This is a genomic window from Streptomyces sp. NPDC005863 (assembly GCF_042871345.1).
Classification (GTDB): Bacteria; Actinomycetota; Actinomycetes; order Streptomycetales; family Streptomycetaceae; genus Streptomyces.
The window spans coordinates 280,633-294,796 of record NZ_JBIAII010000009.1 but is presented as its reverse complement, the minus strand read 5'-3'; the positions used below and the strand labels follow the sequence as shown (position 1 = coordinate 294,796).

Annotated in this window: 13 protein-coding genes; 9 read left to right on the top strand and 4 right to left on the bottom strand. The window is 73.4% G+C overall.

From position 1 onward, the window contains the following. Positions 1–222: 222 nt before the first annotated feature. The 3 genes from ACFYO9_RS28830 (at position 223) to ACFYO9_RS28820 (ending at position 2,763) form a co-directional block, all read left to right on the top strand. A complete protein-coding gene (locus ACFYO9_RS28830; protein ID WP_358779327.1) occupies positions 223–1,212 on the top strand; it encodes a hypothetical protein in 990 nt (329 codons plus the stop codon). 161 nt (positions 1,213–1,373) lie between these two features. Next, positions 1,374–1,949 (top strand): cupin domain-containing protein, encoded by a 576-nt coding sequence (locus ACFYO9_RS28825; RefSeq protein WP_355810371.1) that lies wholly within the window; start codon positions 1,374–1,376, stop codon positions 1,947–1,949. Position 1,950: 1 nt separating this feature from the next. Then, on the top strand, positions 1,951–2,763 hold the full coding sequence (locus ACFYO9_RS28820; RefSeq protein WP_358779326.1) for a helical backbone metal receptor: 813 nt from the start codon (positions 1,951–1,953) through the stop codon (positions 2,761–2,763). On the opposite strand, the gene ACFYO9_RS28815 is transcribed toward ACFYO9_RS28820, so the two are convergent. After that, entirely contained in the window at positions 2,732–3,859 is a 1,128-nt protein-coding gene (locus tag ACFYO9_RS28815) for a TDT family transporter (RefSeq protein WP_358779325.1), read from the bottom strand. The two genes, ACFYO9_RS28820 and ACFYO9_RS28815, sit on opposite strands and share 32 nt — an antisense overlap. Positions 3,860–3,930: 71 nt before the next feature. Between ACFYO9_RS28815 and ACFYO9_RS28810 the strand changes: the two genes are divergently transcribed. After that, the gene (locus tag ACFYO9_RS28810) at positions 3,931–4,923 is read left to right on the top strand and encodes a LysR family transcriptional regulator (RefSeq protein WP_358779324.1); all 993 of its coding nucleotides are present in this window, start codon (positions 3,931–3,933) and stop codon (positions 4,921–4,923) included. Positions 4,924–5,009: 86 nt separating this feature from the next. After that, positions 5,010–6,023 (top strand): phosphotransferase, encoded by a 1,014-nt coding sequence (locus ACFYO9_RS28805; protein ID WP_358779323.1) that lies wholly within the window; start codon positions 5,010–5,012, stop codon positions 6,021–6,023. Here ACFYO9_RS28805 and ACFYO9_RS28800 read toward each other — a convergent pair. The 3 genes from ACFYO9_RS28800 to ACFYO9_RS28790 all read right to left on the bottom strand — a co-directional run bounded on the left by ACFYO9_RS28800 (position 5,992) and on the right by ACFYO9_RS28790 (position 9,124). Then, the gene (locus tag ACFYO9_RS28800) at positions 5,992–6,693 is read right to left on the bottom strand and encodes a gamma-glutamyl-gamma-aminobutyrate hydrolase family protein (protein ID WP_358779322.1); all 702 of its coding nucleotides are present in this window, start codon (positions 6,691–6,693) and stop codon (positions 5,992–5,994) included. The genes ACFYO9_RS28805 and ACFYO9_RS28800 overlap by 32 nt on opposite strands. 77 nt (positions 6,694–6,770) lie before the next feature. Continuing rightward, positions 6,771–8,231, bottom strand: coding sequence for an ethanolamine permease (gene eat, locus ACFYO9_RS28795; protein ID WP_358779321.1), 1,461 nt, complete (start codon positions 8,229–8,231; stop codon positions 6,771–6,773). Between the two features lie 134 nt (positions 8,232–8,365). After that, positions 8,366–9,124 carry an FCD domain-containing protein gene (locus ACFYO9_RS28790; protein WP_358779320.1) on the bottom strand — a complete coding sequence of 253 codons (759 nt, stop codon included), beginning with the start codon at positions 9,122–9,124 and terminating at the stop codon, positions 8,366–8,368. Between the two features lie 75 nt (positions 9,125–9,199). On the opposite strand from ACFYO9_RS28790, the gene ACFYO9_RS28785 reads away from it, so the two are divergent. The 4 genes from ACFYO9_RS28785 (at position 9,200) to ACFYO9_RS28770 (ending at position 14,150) form a co-directional block, all read left to right on the top strand. Continuing rightward, entirely contained in the window at positions 9,200–10,570 is a 1,371-nt protein-coding gene (locus ACFYO9_RS28785; protein ID WP_358779319.1) for a glutamine synthetase family protein, read from the top strand. A gap of 8 nt (positions 10,571–10,578) precedes the next feature. Continuing rightward, positions 10,579–11,970 (top strand): aldehyde dehydrogenase family protein, encoded by a 1,392-nt coding sequence (locus ACFYO9_RS28780; RefSeq protein WP_358779318.1) that lies wholly within the window; start codon positions 10,579–10,581, stop codon positions 11,968–11,970. 5 nt (positions 11,971–11,975) lie between these two features. Then, positions 11,976–12,758: a 3-oxoacyl-ACP reductase gene (locus ACFYO9_RS28775; RefSeq protein ID WP_355810394.1), complete on the top strand. Its 783-nt coding sequence runs from the start codon at positions 11,976–11,978 to the stop codon at positions 12,756–12,758. 87 nt (positions 12,759–12,845) lie between these two features. After that, positions 12,846–14,150 carry a haloacid dehalogenase-like hydrolase gene (locus ACFYO9_RS28770; protein WP_358778323.1) on the top strand — a complete coding sequence of 435 codons (1,305 nt, stop codon included), beginning with the start codon at positions 12,846–12,848 and terminating at the stop codon, positions 14,148–14,150. The last annotated feature ends 14 nt before the right edge of the window (positions 14,151–14,164 follow it).

Here is a 14,164-nt window from a genome sequence, read left to right as displayed (position 1 = left end):
CGAGCACCGAGGGGTGGGCGTCGCCTTGTGGCGAAGCCCACCCCTCGGGGTGTTCCGGCGGGCCCGCCGGGTCTCTAACCTCGACGAGGCCCACCCCTGTCGAACACCCGGGCGAGCCCCGACCCTCGCCGCATCCGGGCGAGCCCCGACCCTCGCCGCCTCCGGGCGAGCCCACCCCGCGAGCCCCGCTCCTCGTGAACAGCTGAACGTGAGACCCCACCCGTGACCGCAAGGCAGCCAAGGACCGCGCTCCTCGTCGCCGCCCTCGCGCTCGCCCTCGCCGCCGCCCTGGTCGTCGCGCAGCTCGCACGGGCCGACGCCGCCCCCGCCTCAGCGGCCACCGCGCGCCTGGCCGCCCTCGCCGAGGACGTCACCGCCGCCGACGGCCACCGCTACGACGCCCGGGACCACACCGGCCGCACCATGGACGCCGCGCAGATCGAGCAGGCCCAGGACGGCACGTACCTCGCCGTCTACCACACGCTCCTGTCCGACGGCCGCTTCCACGCCGCCGTCGCCACCTCCGCCGACCTGCGCCACTGGCAGCGCCGCCACGACTTCGGGCCCGGCACCCACCAGGCCACGCTCGCCCACGACGGCCGCGGCGGTTACGTCCTCGCCTACGAGAAGGACCCCCGCAACCACGTCGCGGTCCGCGCCTACCGGAGCCTGCGCGCCCTGCTCGACGGGCACGCCCACCGCTCCTTCGACGCCCCGCTGACCCTCTCCCGCTGCGCCGAGGGCACCCCGAGCATCACCGCGGTACGCGGCGCCACCATCCACCTCACCGGGCACTACCGGGCCGGCTGCGACACCGACCGCCAGCTGCGCGCCACCCTCACCGGCTTCCGCCACTGGCACGCCGAGCCCGACCGGCGCCTGGACCGCGCCGTGCGGAGCCGGGGCAACGGCGGCAACATCGGCGACCGGGCACCCGTGGAGCTCGGCGGGCGGCGCGTGGTGCTCGTCGAGGGCCAGGGGCGGCCCGGCGACTTCGGCAGCTGGGGGACCTACGCGTACGACCCCGTCAGCGGCCGGGCGGACCGTCTCGCCATCCGGACGCACGGCGGCAGCCACGCCTTCGCCAACCCCTCCGCGACCCTGCTCACCGACCCGCGGGGCCAACCGGCCCTGCTCGTCAGCCTGTTCGTGCCGGCGGAGGGTTCCGCCCCCGGTGAGGCGGGGCAACTGCTCTACTGGCGCGAGCTGTAGGGGCGCGAAAAACAGGCGCGCGGCGCACTTCCTTGCAAGGGTGGTGGTGCACGACGGGTGCGCGTCCGTGCAACGGGGCAAAACCGTTTGGCGAACATGCGTAGGGTGCAGGGAACCCCTCAGGGTGAGAGCGGGCCGATGCGCTGAAGGGAGCCGAGGCGATGGACGAGCACAAGGAGACCCTCCGGGTGGGCTCGGCCGTGCGGCGGCGCCGTCGCCAGCTCGAGCTCACCCTCGCCGTCGTCGCCGAGCGCAGCGGCCTCTCGGTGCCCTTCCTCAGCCAGATCGAGAACGAGCGCGCCCGGCCCAGCATGCGCTCCCTGCAGCGGGTCGCGGACGCCCTGTGCACCACCGACGTGGAGCTCCTCGCCGCCGCCGACCCGGCCCGCACCGTCGAGGTGGTGCGGGCCGACGACGACACGGACCTGGACGGCTCCACGCCCGAGGCGCGGGTGCGCGAGCTGGCCCGCGGACACCATCAGCTGCACGCCCTGGAGTTCATCGGCGACCACGACGAGGGACGCGAATTCCAGCACCGCAACGACGAGTTGATGTACATCCTGGAGGGCGCCGTGGAGATGGAGGCGGAGGGCCGGGCCTACCGTCTCGGGCGCGGCGACACCCTGTTCCTCACGGGCGGGGTGCGGCACCGGTGGCGGGCCACGGTGCCCGACACCCGGGTCCTGGTGGTCGCGGTCGGCGACCACATCGAAGCGGTGGACGACAAGGGGCGCTGAGGTGACGCTCGCACGCGGCCCCCGGCGGGTCGTCTCGCTGGTGCCCTCGCTGACCGAGGCGGTGGCCGTCACCGTGCCGGGCGCGCTGGTCGGGGCCACCGAGTGGTGCAGCCACCCGGCGGACCTTGACGTCACCCGGGTCGGCGGCACGAAGAACCCGGACGTGCCCGCCGTCGTCGCCCTCGCACCCGATCTGGTGATCGCCAACGAGGAGGAGAACCGGGCGCCCGACCTGGCGGCGCTGCGTGCGGCGGGGCTGGAGGTCCTGGTGACCGAGGTCCGCACGGTGGAGCAGGCCTTCCGTGAGCTGACCCGGGTGCTGGCGGCGTGCGGGGCGGGGCGGCCGGAGTGGCTGGCGGCGGCGGAGGCGGCGTGGCGGGAGCCGCAGGGTCTGCTGGATGCGCGGGATCTGCGGGATCTACGGGGTCTGGGAGATCTGCGGGCTCTGCGGGATCCGCACCCGGCGCCGGTCCGGCTGCGGGCCGCGGTCCCGATCTGGCGGCGGCCGTGGATGGTCCTCGGCCGGGACACCTTCGCGGGGGACGTCCTCGCGCGCCTCGGCATCGACAACGCGTACGCGGGCCACGCCGAGCGGTATCCGCGCGTGCCCGTCGACGAGCTGCGCTCGGCGGACCTCGACCTGGTGGTGCTGCCCGACGAGCCGTACCGCTTCACGCGCGAGGACGGCCCCGAGGAGTTCGTCCCGCGCACCCCGGTCGCCCTGGTCGGCGGCCGCCACCTCACCTGGTACGGGCCGTCCCTGACGGAGGCACCGGCCGTGCTCAGCGCGGCGCTGCGAGCAGCCTTCCGCTGACGACGCCGCGCAGGGTCTGGGTCAGCGCCACCGCCACGGCGGTCACGAGCAGGGCGAAGAGGCCGGTCGCGAGCCAGTCGAAGACCGCGAGGCCGGTGTGGTTGCCCAGGCCCTCGGCGCCCGTCACACAGGTGCCCACCGGGAAGGTGAACGCCCACCAGGTCATCGCGAAGCCCATGCCGCGGCGCCGGGCGCGCACCACCAGGGCCGCGGCGAGCGTCAGCCACATCAGGGCGAAGCCCATCACGGGGACGCCGAAGAGTACGGCGAAGACGAGGAAGCCCCGGTCCAGCGGGGCGGGGACGACGCCCGGCGCGAAGTCGGCGAATTTGTTGGTGGCGGTCGTGGACTGGCCGAGCGGGCCGAGCACCAGGAACAGGGTGGGGGTGAGGGCGAGCGGCAGCGGGCCCGCGGTCACCAGGCGGGCGAAGATCACCGGCAGCATCACCAGGGCGGCGAGCAGGCTCAGGCCGAACATCGCGAAGCAGGCGTAGAGCATCGTCTGCTGGGCCTGGCCCGCGGGCAGGTGCGGGATGAGCAGGGGGCCGACGGCCGCCGACACCATGGGGGCCACGACGGGCAACAGCCATACGGGGGACGCCTGGTCGGCGGCGATGCGGTGCCGGACCACCATCAGGTACGGGATCGCGACGGCCGCGGCGAGGCCGATGGCGGTACCCAGGGAGTACAGGACGGTGTCGAGCGCGACGGCGGCCTCCGTGCCGATCCAGTCCCTGCCGACGATCAGGGTGCCGCCGCCGACCGCGAGCAGCGCCATCGACAGACAGCCGTAGAACGGGGCCATCGCCGGGTCGAGGAGGTGGGCGCGGGCCTGGTCGCGGTGGTGGATCCAGTGGGCGGCGCGGGCGGTGAGCAGGACGGCGAGCATCACGAGGGAGCAGGCCCACACGACGGCGCAGCCGGTGCGCAGCCCCGGAAAGCCGTACGGCAGCGTCGCGCCCGCGTTGGCGACGATGGCCGTGCCCATGACGGCGGCGTACCAGTTCGGGCCGAGGTGGCGGACCGCGAGGAGGCGGGTGCCGACGGCGGGGAGGGCGGGGTCCGCGGCGGCCGCGGGGTGTGCGGTGGTGACCATGGGTCCACGGTCTTACAGGGGAGGGGGTCGCCACCAGAGAGTGCACTTCTATGGGGGCATAAGCTGACTTTATGAGTTCGCCCCACGTGTCCGCTGAGCCCCCCGAGCCCCCTGCGTCCTCGGTACCTCCCGCGTCTCCTGCGCCCTACGCCTACCCGAGCGCCACGGAGGCGGCGCTCTCGCACCGCGTCCCCGACCTCGGCGCGCTGCAGCTGCTGCTGGCCGTGGCCCGGCTCGGCAGTCTGGGGCGGGCGGCGCGGGAGCTCGGCATCACCCAGCCCGCGGCGAGCAGCCGGGTCCGCGCGATGGAGCGGCAGCTCGGCGTCGCGCTCGTGGACCGTTCGCCCCGCGGCTCGCGCCTCACCGCGGCGGGCGCCCTGGTCACCGACTGGGCGGGCCGGATCGTCGAGGCGGCGGAGGCCTTCGACGCGGGGGCGCAGGCGCTGCGCGACCGGCGGGACTCGCGGCTGCGGGTCGCGGCGAGCATGACGATCGCCGAGTACCTGCTGCCGGGCTGGCTGATCGCCCTGCGGACGCAGCGGCCGGACACGGCCGTGTCACTGCTGGCCGGCAACTCCGCGGCGGTCGCGGCCCGGCTCCTCGCCGGCGAGGCGGACCTCGGCTTCGTCGAGGGGCTCACCGTGCCGGCCGGACTCGACGAGGTGGTCGTCGCGCACGACCGGCTCGTCGTCGTGGCGGCGCCGGGGCACCCCTGGGCGCGGCGCAGGAAGCCGCTGGCCGCCGCGGAGCTGGCGGCGACGCCGCTGATCCTGCGCGAGGAGGGCTCGGGCACCCGGCAGGTCCTCGAAGCGGCACTCGGCGCGCTCGCGCGCCCGCTGATCGAGCTGTCGTCCACGACGGCGGTGAAGGCCTCGGCGGTCAGCGGGGCGGGCCCCTCGGTCCTCAGCGAACTCGCCGTGGGCGAGGAACTGGCGGCCCGGCGCCTGGTGGAGATCCCCCTGGCGGACGTACGGCTGCGCAGGGAGCTAAGGGCGGTCTGGCCGACGGGCCACCGCCCCGCGGGCCCGGGCCGGGACCTGCTGACGCTGACGCGACGGACGTGAGGCGGCCCGGTCCCGGCGGCTCCGACGCCGACCCCCGCACGTAAATGCGTGGCGGGTGACCGGCGCCGTCTCTCACCATGAGGGGCATGATCCCCACCGCGCCCCCGGCCACCGGCGTCCGCACCCCCTGGGAGCAACTCCCCGCGTACGTAAGGGAAGAGCTGGCCGCCGCCCTCGGTGCGCCCGTCGTGGGCGCCACGACGCAGCGCGGCGGCTTCTCGCCGGGTGTCGCCGCGCGGGTCCGGCTCGCCGACGGCCGGCGGGCGTTCGTCAAGGCCGTCAGCGCCGACGCCAACCCCGGCAGCCCGGACCTGCACCGCGCCGAGGCCCGTAACTCCGCGGCCCTGCCGGACTCCGTGCCCGCGCCGAGGCTGCTCGCCTCTTACGACGACGGGACCTGGGTCGCCCTGGCCTTCGAGGACATCGAGGGCCGGCAGCCCCAAGTCCCTTGGAGTTCGCATGAGTTCGAGCTCGTACTGGACGCGGCCGGCGCCCTTGGGTGCGCCCTGACGCCCGCTCCCCTCGGCGCCCCCTCTGTGGTCGAGGCGAAGGCGGACGACTTCCGGGGGTGGGAGCAGCTGATCGTGGCGGAGACCGGGGGAGAGGCGAGCCGCAACAGACCGGTCGGCGGCCTTCGCCTCGACCCCTGGGCCCGGCGCCACCTCCACGCCCTCGCCGAACTCGCCGCCCCATGGGCCCAGTTCGCCACCGGGGACACCCTCGCCCACGGCGACCTGCGCGCCGACAACATGCTGGTCGTCGGCGACGGCGACGGCGAGTGCGACGGCGGCCGCGTCGTCTTCGTCGACTGGCCGCACGCCACGCGCGCCGCGCCCTGGTTCGACCTGCTCCTCATGCTGCCGTGCGTGCGGGCCCAGGGCGGACCCGACCCGGAGGACGTGTTCACCGCCCGGCGGGTGGGCCGGGACGCGGACCCGAAGGGCGTGACCGCGACGCTCGCGGCCCTCGCCGGCTACTTCGTGCACCACTCCCTGCTGCCCGACCCGCCCGGGCTGCCGACCCTGCGGGCCTTTCAGGCGGCGCAGGGTGCGGCTGCCCTGGAGTGGCTCAGGACGCGGCTCGGACCAGTGCTGCCATGACGCGGGTGTCCTCGCCCATCTCCGGGTGCCATTGCACCCCCAACGCCCAGGCGGGGGAGGGGAGTTCCAGGGCCTCGGCCGTGCCGTCCTCCGCGTACGCCGACACCACGAGGTTCCGGCCGACGCGGTCCACCGACTGGTGGTGATAGGTCGGCACGTCCGTGGACGCGTCCGGCACGATCGTCTCGTACAGCGTGCCGGGGACCGGCTTCACCGTGTGGGTGCCGAAGACGCCCACCTGTTCCCGGTGTCCGTCCAGGTGCTGGACCAGCGTCCCGCCGAGCGCCACGTTGAGCAGCTGCATGCCGCGGCAGATGCCGAGCAGGGGCGTGCCAGAGTCCAACGCGGCCTCGATCAAGGCGAGTTCCCAGGCGTCCCGCTCCCGCGCGGGCGGGCCCGTGCGTTCCTCGGGCCGTGCCCCGTACCGCGCCGGCTCCACGTCCGGGCCGCCGGCGACGACCACGCCGTCAAGGCGGGCGACGACGGCCGCCGCACGCCCCGGGTCGTCCGGCGGCACCATCGCCGTGATGCCGCCCGCCGCCTGGACCAGGCGCGGGTACCCGGCGGGCAGCAGGGCCGCGGGCAGCCGCCACACGCCCCAGCTCACCTCGGGCTCCAGATAGGTGCTGACCCCGATCAGCGGCCTGGCGCCCCTTGCGTTCTCGCTCACCGTGCTCCGTTCTTCCTCACCGTGGTGCTCAGCTGCGTCCGTGCTCAGCTGCGTCCATGATCAGTCGCGTTCCGTGATCAGTCGCGTTCCAACTCTGCCTCGGCCGCGGCGAGCGCCGCGAACTCCTCCTCCGGCGCGCGCGCCACCAGGTGCTTGCGGCTGTACATCCCGAAGTACGCGATGGCGACCACGTACACCGCGAGCGCGATGAGCGCCGCCGTCACGTCCACCAGGAACGTCGCGACCAGCGCCGCGCACGCGAGGACCAGCGCGACGGACGAGGTCAGGACGCCGCCGGGCGTGCGGTAGGGGCGTTCGAGGCCCGGCTCGCGGCGGCGCAGCACGATGTGCGAGAGCGACATCAGGGCGTACGAGATGGTCGCGCCGAACACCGCGACGTTCAGCATGCGTGCGCCGTCCCCGGTCGCCGCCGCCAGGCCGAAGCCGATCGCGCCCGGCACGAGCAGGCCCAGGTAGGGCGCCTTGCGGCTGCTGGTGAGGGACAGGAAGCGCGGCAGATAGCCGGCCCGGGAGAGCGCGAAGAGCTGGCGCGAGCCCGCGTAGATGAGGGAGAAGAAGGAGGCCACCAGGCCCGCCAGGCCCGCGTAGTTGATGACGCGGCTCAGCCCCGTCGCGTCGCCGCCCGGCTGCAGGGCCTCGACGAGCGGGTTGCCCGCGTCCTGCAGCGCGTTCGCGCCGCGCGCTCCCGACGAGGCGAAGAAGGTGAGCAGCGCGAGGGCCACCAGGATCGCCATCGACCAGCGGATGGCTCGCGGCAGCGTGCGCGCCGGGTCCTTGGTCTCCTCGGCGGCCAGCGGCACGCCCTCGACCCCGAGGAAGAACCACATGCCGAAGGGGAACGCCGCCCAGATGCCCAACAGGCCCATCGGCAGCCAGGAGTTGGCGCCGAACGCGTCCGCCTCCACGGGGATGTCGTTGAGCTTCGACGCGTCGAAGTCCAGGAACGCGCCGACCGCGAAGACGAGCAGCGCCGCCACCGCGACACCGGTCACCACGAAGCTGAAGCGCAGCGCCTCGCCCACGCCCCAGAGGTGGATGCCGATGAAGACGGCGAAGCAGGCCAGATAGACCGGCCAGCCCGAGGTGAGGCCGAAGAGGCCGAGCGACTCCACGTAGTCGCCGATGAAGATGGAGATGGCGGCCGGGGCGAGGATGTACTCGATGAGGATCGCCGTGCCGGTGAGGAAGCCGCCCCAGGGTCCGAGCGCCCGGCGCGCGAAGCCGTAGCCGCCGCCCGCCGTGGGCAGCACGGACGAGAGCTCGGCCAGCGAGAAGACCATGCACGCGTACATCACGCCCATGAGCCCCATGGCGATCGCGAGCCCGCCGAAGCCGCCCTCCGCGAGGCCGAAGTTCCAGCCCGAGTAGTCGCCGGACACCACATAGGCGACGCCGAGACCGGTGAGCAGCAGCCAGCCCGCGCTGCCCCGGCGGAGCGTGCGGCGCTCCAGATAGTCGTCCGCCGGTTCGGCGGTACTCGGCTCGGTGGCACTCGGCTCGGTGGACTCCACGGTCATGGCACGGCTCCTATGCGGCGGCAGGCGGCACTGCGGGCTTGCTGCGGGGGCGACTCAATGGAACGGATCCATACCTTTGCCGTGCCGGGCAGGATAAATCAAGCCCCGTGCGTTACCCGCCGGTCAACAGCCCCTCACGTCAGGAAGCCCCGCAGCAGCGCCGCCGTCCCCGCGCAGTGCTCGCGCATCATCTCCCGCGCGCCGTCCGCGTCCCCGTCGAGCACCGCCTCCACCAGCGCGGTGTGCTGGCGCTGCGAGTGCTCCAGGTTGCGCACCAGGAGCGGGATGCAGTCGAGGAGGTCGTTGACGGTCGCGCGGACCGCGGCGTACTGGGCGGTGAGCGTCGGCGACCCGCACAGCTCGGCGAGCGTGAGGTGCAGCAGGGTGTCCAGGCGGCGGTACTCCGCGAGCGGCGCGTCGTGCGTGCGGTCGAGCGCCGCGCGCAGCCGGTCCGCCTGCTCGCCGGTCAGGCCGTGCGCCGCGCAGAGCCCCGCCGCGCCGACCTCCAGGACCTCGCGGAAGCGCAGCGCGTCCTCGACGTCGACGTCCTTGATGCGCCGGCGCAGCTCGTCCTCGCCGGCCGCCGCGGGCCGCGCACGGACGAACGTCCCGCCGTACCGCCCGCGCCGCGACTCGACCAGGCCCTGGTCCTGCAGCACCTTCAGCACCTCGCGCAGCGTGACCCGGCTGATGCCGAGGCGGTCCGCCAGCTCCCGCTCCGACGGCAGGCGCTCGCCGCCGGGCACCAGGCCGAGGCGGACCACCTGAAGGATCTGCTCCAGGGCCTCCTCGAAGCCGTTGCCCGCCCGCACCGGACGAAGCACCGGCGTCAGCCGGTCGTCCTCCTGAGCGGACGCGGCGTCACCCGTGGTGCCCTCTTCCGTGTGCGACATGCCCGTACCCCCTTCCCAAGCAAAGGTTCTCCGCAATACCTTATGGCTCCCGGCTGACCCAAGGAGGCTTTTCCCGTGGCAGACCGCACACCCCCGCTCGCCGTCGAGGAGCTCGAAACCCTCGTCGCGAGCGGCGAGATCGACACTGTCGTCCTGGCCTTCCCCGACATGCAAGGGCGGCTCCAGGGCAAGCGGTTCGCCGCCCGCTTCTTCCTCGACGAGGTCCTCGAACACGGCACGGAGGGCTGCAACTACCTCCTCGCCGTCGACCCGGAGATGAACACCGTCGACGGGTACGCGATGTCCTCCTGGGACCGCGGCTACGGCGACTTCGCCATGCACGCCGACCTGACCACCCTGCGCCGGGTCCCCTGGAACGCGGGCACCGCGATGCTCATCGCGGACCTCGCCTGGAGCGACTCCTCACCCGTGGTCGCCGCGCCCCGCCAGATCCTCCGCCGCCAGCTGGAGCGCCTCGCCGAGCTCGGCCTCACCGCGCACGTCGGCACGGAGCTGGAGTTCATCGTCTTCAAGGACACCTACGAACAGGCCTGGGACGCCGGATACAAGGACCTCACCCCGGCGAACCAGTACAACATCGACTACTCCGTCCTCGGCACCGGCCGCATCGAGCCGCTGCTGCGCCGCATCCGCAACGACATGGCGGCCGCAGGGCTCGTCGTCGAGTCGGCCAAGGGCGAGTGCAACCCGGGCCAGCACGAGATCGTGTTCAAGTACGACGAGGCCCTCGTCACCTGCGACCAGCACGCCATCTACAAGACCGGCGCCAAGGAGATCGCGGCCCAGGAGGGCGTCTCGCTCACCTTCATGGCCAAGTTCAACGAGCGCGAGGGCAACTCCTGCCACATCCACCTCTCGCTCCAGGACGCCGACGGGACCAACGTCATGGCGGGCTCCGCCGACGACCCGGGAGGCATGTCGCCCCTCATGCGGCACTTCCTCGCGGGCCAGCTCGCGGCGCTGCGCGACTTCTCCCTCCTGTACGCGCCCCACATCAACTCCTACAAGCGGTTCCGGCCCGGCTCCTTCGCGCCGACCGCCGTCGCCTGGGGGTACGACAACCGCACCTGCGCGCTCCGCGTCGTCGGCCACGGCCGCTCGCTCCGCTTCGAGAACCGGCTGCCGGGCGGCGACGTCAACCCGCACCTCGCCGTCGCAGGCCTCGTGGCCGCGGGCCTGCACGGCATAGAACAGAAGCTCGAACTGCCCGAGGAGTGCACGGGCAACGCCTACAGCGGCGACTACGCCCACGTCCCCACCACCCTGCGCGAGGCCGCCGAGCTCTGGGAGAAGAGCCCCATCGCCCGGACCGCCTTCGGCGACGAGGTGGTCGCGCACTACCGCAACATGGCCCGGGTCGAGCTGGACGCCTTCGACTCCGCGGTGACCGACTGGGAGCTCCGCCGCTCCTTCGAACGCATGTGAGGACCGACGTGTCGTACGAGCAGGTGCACGAGCACCAGGTACTGAACCCGGCGACGGAAGAGGTCGTCGCGACCATCCCCGCCGCCACCGCCCAGGACGTCGACGCGGCCGTCGCCCGCGCCGCGAAGGCGCAGGAGCAGTGGGCGGCCGCCGCCCCCGGCGACCGCGCGAGGCTGCTGCGCCGCTTCGCCGCCCAGGTCGACGAACACCTCGAAGAACTGGCCCGGTTGGAGGTCCGGGAGGCCGGCCACCTCATCGGCAACGCCCGCTGGGAGGCCGGCAACGCCCGCGACCTCCTCGACTTCGCCGCCGGGGGAGTGGAGCGCCTCAACGGGCGGCAGATCCCGGTCCCCGGCGGGCTGAACGTCACCGTCCTCGAACCCCTCGGCGTCGTCGGCGTCATCGCCCCCTGGAACTTCCCGATGCCGATCGCCGCCTGGGGCACCGCCCCCGCCCTCGCGGCCGGCAACGCGGTGATCCTCAAGCCCGCCGAGACGACCCCGCTCACCGCGCTCCGCCTCGCCGAACTCGCCCTGGCCGCAGGGCTCCCCGAGGGCCTCTTCCAGGTCCTGCCCGGCGCCGGGGCCGTCGCGGGCGACGCGCTCGTCGAGCACCCCGGCGTCGCCAAGATCGTGTTCACCGGCTCCACCCGCGTCGGCAAGCAGATCATGGCCAAGTGCGCCCACCGCGTGAAGCGCCTCACCCTCGAACTCGGCGGCAAGAGCCCGAACATCGTCTTCGCCGACGCCGACGTGGAGGCAGCGGCGCTCGCCACCCCCATGTCGTACCTCGACAATTCCGGGCAGGACTGCTGTGCCCGCACCCGCGTCCTCGTGCAGCGCTCGGTCTACGACCGCTTCCTGGAGATCGTGGCGCCCGCGATCGAGTCGGTCGTCGTCGGCGACCCGGCCGAAGAGAAGACCCAGATGGGCCCGCTCATCTCCAAGTCGCAGCTGGAGCGGGTGCGTTCGTACGTCACGCCGGGCGCCGGAATCCACGGAACGGCGCCCGAGGGGCCGGGCTTCTGGTTCCCGCCGACCCTGCTCACCGACGTCGGCCCGGACGCGCCGGCGGCGACGGAGGAGGTCTTCGGGCCGGTCGCCGTCGTCCTGCCCTTCGAGGACGAGGCCGACGCGATCCGGCTCGCCAACGCCACCGAGTACGGCCTGTCCGGCTCCATCTGGACCCGCGACGTGGGCCGGGCGCTGCGCGTCTCGGCGGCCGTCAGGGCCGGCAACCTCTCCGTCAACTCGCACTCCAGCGTGCGCTATTGGACCCCCTTCGGCGGCTACAAGCAGTCCGGGCTCGGCCGCGAGCTCGGCCCGGACGCCCTCGCCGCCTTCACGGAAACCAAGAACGTCTTCATCAGCACGGAACGCACCGACAGCACGGAGGCCTGAGCACCATGACCGACCAGACCATCTGCCGCCGCCTGGTAGGCCGCACCGCCGTCATCACCGGCGCCGGCAGCGGCATCGGCCTCGCCGCCGCGCGCCGCCTCGCCTCCGAGGGCGCGCACGTCGTGTGCGGCGACATCGACGCCGTCGCGGGCAAGGCCGCCGCCGAGGAGGTCGGCGGCACCTTCGTGCAGGTCGACGTGGTCGACGCCGAGCAGGTCGAGGCGCTCTTCAAGACGGCGTACGACATCTACGGCTCCGTCGACGTCGCCTTCAACAACGCGGGCATCTCGCCGCCCGACGACGACTCCATCCTGGACACCGGCCTGGAGGCGTGGAAGCGCGTCCAGGAGGTCAACCTCACCTCCGTGTACCTGTGCTGCAAGGCCGCGATCCCCTACATGCGGCGCCAGGGCAAGGGCTCGATCATCAACACCGCGTCGTTCGTGGCGCGGATGGGCGCGGCGACCTCGCAGATCTCCTACACCGCGTCCAAGGGCGGCGTCCTCGCCATGTCCCGCGAGCTCGGCGTGCAGTTCGCCCGCGAGGGCATCCGCGTCAACGCGCTCTGCCCGGGACCGGTCAACACCCCGCTGCTGCAGGAGCTGTTCGCCAAGGACCCCGAGCGGGCCGCGCGCCGCCTCGTGCACATCCCCGTGGGCCGGTTCGCCGAGGCCGACGAGCTCGCCGCCGCGGTGGCGTTCCTCGCCAGCGACGACTCCTCGTTCGTGAACGCCACCGACTTCCTCGTCGACGGTGGCATCTCCGGGGCGTACGTCACGCCCATGTAGTTCCGGTAGTTCACCCTCCAGCCACCACCCCGTCGGCCGGGCGTCGCACGACGCCCGGCCGACCTGCGTAGACACGGGAGTGTGTACATGAACCTCAAGCGCCGCTGCACCGCTGCAGCCGCCGTGCTCGCCGTCGCCGGTGCGGGCCTCCTCGGCGTCCAGGCCACCGCCGAAGCAACGCAGCACCACCGGCCGGGGGCCGCGAAGTGCCCCACGCTCACCGTCTCCGCGGGCTGGTACGGCGACAACAAGGCCAGAATCCAGCGCATGGTGGACCGTTACGGCCGCTGCGGTGACGGCCGCGGTGCCCGCCCCGTCGCCGTCTTCGACTGGGACAACACCGTCATCAGGAACGACATCGGCGACGCCACCATGTACTGGCTGCTGCGCAACGGCAAGATACGCACCCCCGAGCGCGGCGACTGGCACACCACCAGCCGCCATCTGACCGACCCGGCCGCCAGGGCCCTCAGGGCGGCGTGCCCGGCGACCGGCGCCACCCTGCCCACGCACCGGAACACCGCCTGCGCCGACGAGATCCTCTCCGTCTACGGCGAGGGCGCCACGACCACGGGCACGGCGGCCTTCGCCGGCTTCGACCACCGCCGCATGGAGCCGCAGTACGCCTGGCTCGCCCAGCTCACCCGCGGCTGGTCCACCGGCCGCGTGCAGCAGTTCGCGGCCGCCGCCCGCAAGGAGAACCTCGCCGCCCCCGTCGGCGCGGAGCAGCGCGTCGGCACCGAACGGGTCACCGGCTGGGTCCGCTACTACGACCAGCAGCGCGACCTGATCCGCACCCTGCAGAAGGCCGGCTTCGACGTCCACATCGTCTCCGCGTCGCCCGAGCCCGTCGCCGAGGTCTGGTCACGGGCCGTCGGCGTCGACGCCCGGCACACCCTCGGCATCCGCAACGTCACCGCGCACGGCCGGCAGACCGCGCACCTCAAGGGCTGCGGCACCGTCAGGGACGGCGACGACACGATGATCACGTACATCGACGGCAAGCGCTGCTGGATCAACCAGGAGATCTACGGAGTGCGCGGCGCCGCCGCCGAGAAGGCGCAACCCGCCGCGCGGCGCCCGGTGTTCGCCGCGGGCGACTCCGACACCGACGTCACCTTCCTGCGCGACGCCACCGGCCTGCGGCTCGCCCTGAACCGCAACAAGGACGAACTGATGTGCCGCGCCTACGAGAACGGCGACGGCCGCTGGCTGATCAACCCCATGTTCATCGAGCCCAAGGGGAAGAAGGCCGACCCCTACCCCTGCGCCACCACCGGATACGTCCGGCGCGACGGCACCCGGGCTCCGGTGCGCCGTACGGACGGCTCCGTGATCCCCGATCAGAGGGACACGGTGTACGGGGCGTCGACGCCGTCGTCAGCGTCGTAGGACTGATGTACGGT